This window comes from Nocardiopsis suaedae (assembly GCF_027706745.1).
GTDB lineage: Bacteria > Actinomycetota > Actinomycetes > Streptosporangiales > Streptosporangiaceae > Nocardiopsis_A > Nocardiopsis_A suaedae.
Genome location: NZ_JAQFWP010000123.1, coordinates 1 through 5,448, shown reverse-complemented (window position 1 = coordinate 5,448; position 5,448 = coordinate 1). Strand labels below are relative to the sequence as shown.

Annotated in this window: 7 protein-coding genes and 1 pseudogene; 6 read left to right on the top strand and 2 right to left on the bottom strand. The window is 68.4% G+C overall.

Going from position 1 to position 5,448, the window contains the following annotated elements; genetic code table 11:
* Positions 1-171: 171 nt before the first annotated feature.
* On the top strand, positions 172-576 hold the full coding sequence (locus O4U47_RS30980) for an Imm7 family immunity protein (RefSeq protein WP_270681554.1): 405 nt from the start codon (positions 172-174) through the stop codon (positions 574-576).
* Positions 577-775: 199 nt separating this feature from the next.
* Positions 776-1,717, top strand: a complete 942-nt coding sequence (locus tag O4U47_RS30975) for a DUF559 domain-containing protein (protein ID WP_270681553.1) — start codon at positions 776-778, stop codon at positions 1,715-1,717.
* A gap of 157 nt (positions 1,718-1,874) precedes the next feature.
* On the opposite strand, the gene O4U47_RS30970 is transcribed toward O4U47_RS30975, so the two are convergent.
* Entirely contained in the window at positions 1,875-2,123 is a 249-nt protein-coding gene (locus tag O4U47_RS30970) for a hypothetical protein (RefSeq protein ID WP_270681552.1), read from the bottom strand.
* An 82-nt stretch (positions 2,124-2,205) separates the two neighbouring features.
* Positions 2,206-2,508 carry a hypothetical protein gene (locus O4U47_RS30965; RefSeq protein ID WP_270681551.1) on the bottom strand — a complete coding sequence of 101 codons (303 nt, stop codon included), beginning with the start codon at positions 2,506-2,508 and terminating at the stop codon, positions 2,206-2,208.
* On the opposite strand from O4U47_RS30965, the pseudogene O4U47_RS31360 reads away from it, so the two are divergent.
* The 4 genes and pseudogenes from O4U47_RS31360 to O4U47_RS30940 all read left to right on the top strand — a co-directional run bounded on the left by O4U47_RS31360 (position 2,498) and on the right by O4U47_RS30940 (position 5,413).
* Positions 2,498-3,138 (top strand): annotated as a pseudogene (locus O4U47_RS31360) (DUF5753 domain-containing protein). The gene O4U47_RS30965 and the pseudogene O4U47_RS31360 sit on opposite strands and share 11 nt — an antisense overlap.
* An 18-nt stretch (positions 3,139-3,156) precedes the next feature.
* Positions 3,157-3,330, top strand: a complete 174-nt coding sequence (locus tag O4U47_RS30950; RefSeq protein WP_270681550.1) for a DUF397 domain-containing protein — start codon at positions 3,157-3,159, stop codon at positions 3,328-3,330.
* Positions 3,331-3,572: 242 nt separating this feature from the next.
* Positions 3,573-3,938 (top strand): hypothetical protein, encoded by a 366-nt coding sequence (locus tag O4U47_RS30945; RefSeq protein ID WP_270681549.1) that lies wholly within the window; start codon positions 3,573-3,575, stop codon positions 3,936-3,938.
* A 32-nt stretch (positions 3,939-3,970) separates the two neighbouring features.
* Entirely contained in the window at positions 3,971-5,413 is a 1,443-nt protein-coding gene (locus O4U47_RS30940) for a polymorphic toxin-type HINT domain-containing protein (RefSeq protein ID WP_270681548.1), read from the top strand.
* Positions 5,414-5,448 lie beyond the last annotated feature (35 nt).

The following is a 5,448-nucleotide window of genomic DNA, read 5'->3' as shown; positions in this document are numbered from 1 at the left end:
CCAGGCATCACCCCACCCTACAGCCGCCAACGAACTAACGACTCAGGACACTAGAGGTTTCCCTCCAGGCCTATCCCGTCTGGGCCCGGGACCGGATCGCGCCCTGGGCCGCCGTCCACGGTCGGCTCCCGTGAAGGACGAAGACGAAGCCGCACCGGGTGAGGAGCAGAGGTGTTCGAGTTCCACGGCTGGATCGCGATCCAGGGGCCGGACGAGGAACGAGCGGATGGACCCGACGGGGAGCGCCTCCGCCGATTGGTGGCGTCGGCGTCCGGGGGGTCATCCCTCGTCGACCTCCGGTGGATCAACGGACAACCGTTCCTCCACGTGGGCGGCCTGCTCAACCGGCGCTCCACCGAGGCCGACGAGGTCTTCGACCTCTTCGAACGCGTCGGGTCCGTCGCCCCCGGCTCTTACGGGCTGCTGTACTACCACGATGACGAGGAGAACGGCGAGGAGGGGAACACCTTCCACGTGCTCGCGATGAGACGCGGGCGGCTCACGCGGGAGAGCGACGACCACCTGACCCCGGTCATCCCGCGCTTGGAGGATCCGCACTCTCCAGAAGACGATTAGCGGGCCTGGGGACGATCTCTCGCCCTGTTTCCACAGGGACGGTGACTGATGACCACGTGGCCGCAAGGGGCATCACCATCGGACCATGGCAAGGCGTGCTACCGCTGTCCCGCCCGAATTCCGTTGCCGCCCGTTTCGGGGCTCTGAGGCCAGACGGTCGGAGGCGGTCACCCGTAGGCAGTTGAGAGGTGACTCCTTCGTGCCCCTGTGGCCTGACGTGTACGCCCACGCCGACGCCGACCCCGACTCGCTGCGCACCCGAGCGGCAGGGCTTCTCCTCCGCCTTCCGCCCGGTTCGGTGATCAGCGGTACCACCGCGGCGCGGCTCCTCGGCGCCGACTACGGAGCCTCCGGTGCGCCGGTTGCGGCGATGGTTCCCGGCGGAGAGCGGGTCCCCGCCCTGCCCGGCGCCGACATCCATCGCGCCGGAGTCCTCCCGTGCGATGTGGCTGTTCACCACGCAATTCGCCTCACAGCACCCGTGCGCACCGCTCTGGAGCTCACCGCCCGCACTGCCGGGGGCATCCGGGAAGGCGTGGCCACCCTCAACACGCTACTCGCGGTGCGGGCCGGCAACGAAGGCCTGACGCCGCTCCTCATCCCGGCTGAGTTCCTGCGCTTTGCCTCCCAGCCGCGCTTCCGCGGAATGCGGGGCATCCGACGCGCCGTCGCGACGGTCGGGCTGGCCGGTCCCAGGGTCGAATCCCCCGTGGAGTCGCGGCTGCTGGCCGACCTCGTCGCCGCGGGCCTTCCGGTTCCCGAGGTCCAGTACGAACTCCGGATCCGAGGGCGGACCTTCTTCGCGGACCTCGCATACCCGCAGGTGCGCACCGTCATCGAGTACGACGGGGAGTGCCACGCCGCCCGGAGGGAACCCGACGCGGAGCGGCGCCACCGGATCGAGGCGGCCGGATACCGGTACTTCGTCCGCACCAAGCGGACGCGCGCACGGCTGCTCCCCGAGGTGGTCGCCGAGGTCCGTCGGGCGTTCGGGGCGGCGGGCCAGGACCTTCCCACCGTGCCCCTGGCCGGGCCCAAGAGCACCTGTACCGCGTCGCGAGATCGCGACGGAGGTAGACGACTTCGCCGAGTTACGTCTGGTGGGCGGAATTCAGACCCGAATTCCGCCCACCAGACGTAACTCGGCGAGCCTGGGTGCTCTCGAAAGGTGGTGGGGCCGCCCGCGGGGAACTCCCGGTCGGGGACGGGGACCGGGAGCCCCTCTTCCCCGCGGGCGGCCGGGGAGGCACCGGCCCCCGCGGGGAGGCGGTGGGGCCGGTGCGCTGTGGTCGTTCGGCTCAACCCTCGCCGATTCCGGTGGCGGGGTGGGAGAGAGGTTCGGGGCTGTGGACAAGTCGGCGGGCGGCACCGAGCTGGCGCATCAGGCGCTGGAGGTAGTCGTACTGGAGGTCGGCGCGGTCGTGGCGGCCGAGCCGGAGGACCGGGTGGACGCCGGGGGCGAGGATCAGGCGGACCTCGTCGTCGGAGGCGGGGTCCAGGCGGACCGTGCCGGGTGCCGGATCGGTGATGCGGACCGGGCGGGTCATCGGGACCATCCACAGCGGAACGTCGAGGACCGGGACAGAGCGTCCTGGAGCTGGTCGCGGCCCAGGCGCCGAGCAAGGGAGGTCAAGGCGCGGAGGTCGTGGGCCTGGCGGTGGGCGGCCCGGCGCTCGTGGGCGTCGAGGTAGCGGCGGACACGGGGCCGGGGCAGGTCGGCCAGGCAGCGGTCGGTGGCGGCGAGCAGGCGGCGAAGACGTCTAGGTCGCGGCAGGAGAAGCCGACGTCGTGGCCGCCGTGCGCGGCGGTGAACAGGAGCGCGGTGCCGTCGGAGGTGTAGCCGAGGCCCCAGCGGGTGTAGCGGAGGGCGAGCTCGACGAAGCGGGAGTAGGAGTCGCCTTCGAGGCGAGGGGCGGCGTCGGTGACGCTCATCGCGGAGCCCTTTCGCGGCGGGCGGCGGAGGCCGGAGTGGAGATGGCGCCCCCCAGGGGAGGTCGGGCCGCTCTTCAGCGATCTCTACGTGGCCTTCGAGGCCGAGGCCTCGGTGATCTCCTCCTACCAGCCGATCGTGGTTCCGGGATTGCTGCAGACGGCCGACTATGCGGCCGCCACTGCCAGGGTCGTTCCGGCCAGGACCGAGGCCGAGATCGAGCGGACGGTGAACGCCCGGCTGGAACGGCAGAAGCTCCTTCAGCGCGACGACGCCCCCGATTTCAGGTCGTCATCGACGAGAACGTCCTGCTGAGGATCGCTGCGATGCCCGGCATCGCGCGGGAACAGTTCCACCACCTCGTCGAGCAGGTTGAAGCGGTCAATACCGGCACTGTTCAAGTGCTGCCGATACCGGCGGGGCTCCACGCTTCGACGCACGGCTCCATGGTCATCCTCGACTACGCCGAAGACATCGACCCGTCGATCGTCTACCTGGAGACCCGCTCGGAGGGGCTGTACTTGGAAGAGGCCGCGCAGGTGGCCGGGTACCGGACGGCTTTCGAGCACGTCTGTATGGACGCCCTCCCCAAGGCGGACTCAGCGGCTTACCTGCGAAGCTTCATAGAGTAGGTGAGGAGAACAGGTTCGATGCATCAATTCCGCAAGTCCGGTTACAGCGCCAATGAGAGCGCGTGCGTCGAGGTCGCCGACCTCCCCGGGGCGAGCGCCGTCCGCGACACGATGAACCGGAGCAGCGGGCACCTTGAGTTCCCGAGCGGCGCGTGGGCGGCGTTCTTAAGAGCGCTAAAGGACGACCGCTAGACGAGATGCTCGTGGGGCCCGGCCTACCCGCCGGTGCCCCATGTGTCCGAACGACCACCAGTCGTGACCAGATTCGGACACCATCGTTCGCCCTGTTCAGAAGGCTGTGAGTAGCCCCATGGTCACTTTGGGGCGCCTCATCTCCCCGGTTTGGCACTACGCCCCTATAGAGTCGCGTGCGTTTGACCTGTGACCGCCCGGTCACGAGCGATGGTCACTGCGAGGAGAGGAGCCCCGGCCACATGGCCGCCCAGATGCCCACCCAGCTCAAGGCCGCCCGCATCATCCTGTTCGCCTTCACCGGACTGTCCTTCATCGGGGCGGCGGGGACGCTCGCGTCCTGGGGCGCGAGCTCCAACGCGATGCTGGCCGCGGTGACCTTCTTCTTCGTGATCCCCGGTGTGGCCTCCCTCGCGTTGGGACTCCTGCTCAAGCGTGGAGGACACCTCGTGTTCTGGCCGTACATGCTCTTCTGCGCATTCATCGCCCTCATCGCACTGAGCAACGCGCAGGAGACCGCGCGTTGGGTCATCCAGATGCTCTGGCCGATCGCGCTCGTGGTCCTGGTGCTGATGAAACCCTCACGCGCCTACATGTTCCGTCGCTGAAGCCCACCCGCCTCCCGCCCCTCACCTCCCTCATGCTGACGCGAATACATGACCCGGAGCGCGGCGCGTCCTACGTCGAGTACGCCGCTGTCACCGTCCTCATCGGCGCGATCATCGCCGTGCTGCTCAACGCGGCCTTCACCGAGCGCATGGCCGAAACGATCCAGGAGAACATCGCCGCCGCGATCACTGGTGAGCCGACCGGGGGCGACGGTCCCTCTTCCGGCGATGGTCCCGGTGCCGACGGCGAGGACAACGGTATGCCGGGCGGGGACTCCGGAAGTGGTGGCGAGCCCTTCGTCCCCGCCGACTGGCAGTTCTCGGCCGGGCCTCCTGAAGACGCCATGGTCAGTCCTCTGGGGCTCGGGAATCCCGGCGGTATCACGACCGGCTTCCATCCGGGCGGCTACCGCGTCGAGGAGGTCGGCTTCGGCGAGTGGGCGAGCGAGACCGCCGATCAGGCCCAAGGCTTCGGCGAGGAGCTGAAGTCCATCGGTGAGGACACCGTCGAGGACGCCAAGCAGTCCTTCCTGCATCCCATCGAGACGGCGAAGCAGACCGCCGAACAGACCCAGGAATGGGCCCTGGACGAGTGGGACCAGCTGAAATCCAGCGCCGCGGAGAGCCGTGAGCGGTTCGACGAGACCTGGAAGAACGAAGGTCCCCTCGCAGCGGCCTGGGGTCTGTACTGGGACAACGCCCGCTACCTGAACATGGAGTCGCCCGTCGGGATCGGAGACCTCTTCTTCCCTGATGCGGTGCGGGATCCGTGGAACGAGGGCGAGTACGGGAGGTCGGCCGCCCAGTTCGCAGTCAACGCCGTCACGTACGCGCCCTACCTGTGGCCGGCCAAGATCCTCCGCTGGATGCCGGACGCTGATGGCGGAGGCCGGAACGGTGGCGGGGGCGGAGCCAAAGACTCCGAAGACGCCCCGAAGGATGAGAAGAACGAGGATCAGGATGAGGACGGCATCACGTGTGCCTCCAACAGCTTCGTTCCGGGCACCGGTGTCCTCATGGCCGACGGTTCCACGGCGCCGATCGAAAGCATCGGGGTCGGGGACGAGGTGTGGGCCTTCGACCCGCTGACGGGTGAGGAGGGGCCGCGCCCGGTCACCGCGACCATCGTGGGCGAGGGCGAGAAGACGCTCGTCGACATCACCGTGACGAACGAGGAGGGCACGGTCGCCACGGTCACCGCGACCGACGGGCACCCGTTCTGGGTTCCTGACCGCGCAGAGTGGGTCGATGCCGCCGATCTATCCTCGGGAACTTGGCTGCGTACATCAGCCGGTACCTGGCAGCAGGTTTCCGCAGTCGATGTTCGCGCCGCGACCGATGAGGAAGTACATAACCTTACAGTTGAAGGTCTCCAGACTTACTATGCCGAGGCAGGGTCGGATGCTGTACTTGTCCACAACCAGGGGAATGATCCGTGTGGCGCCGATAAGTGGACTAGTGTCCTGAGTCGTTAATTCGTGTGCAGTAGGCAGCGAGGGTTTCGATGATC

Coding starts and splice junctions, on each gene's coding strand:
- O4U47_RS30970 (WP_270681552.1), bottom strand. CDS start 2,123: ATGACCCGCCCGGTCCGCATCACCGATCCGGCACCCGGCACGGTCCGC.
- O4U47_RS30965 (WP_270681551.1), bottom strand. CDS start 2,508: ATGAGCGTCACCGACGCCGCCCCTCGCCTCGAAGGCGACTCCTACTCC.
- O4U47_RS30950 (WP_270681550.1), top strand. CDS start 3,157: ATGCATCAATTCCGCAAGTCCGGTTACAGCGCCAATGAGAGCGCGTGC.
- O4U47_RS30945 (WP_270681549.1), top strand. CDS start 3,573: ATGGCCGCCCAGATGCCCACCCAGCTCAAGGCCGCCCGCATCATCCTG.
- O4U47_RS30940 (WP_270681548.1), top strand. CDS start 3,971: ATGCTGACGCGAATACATGACCCGGAGCGCGGCGCGTCCTACGTCGAG.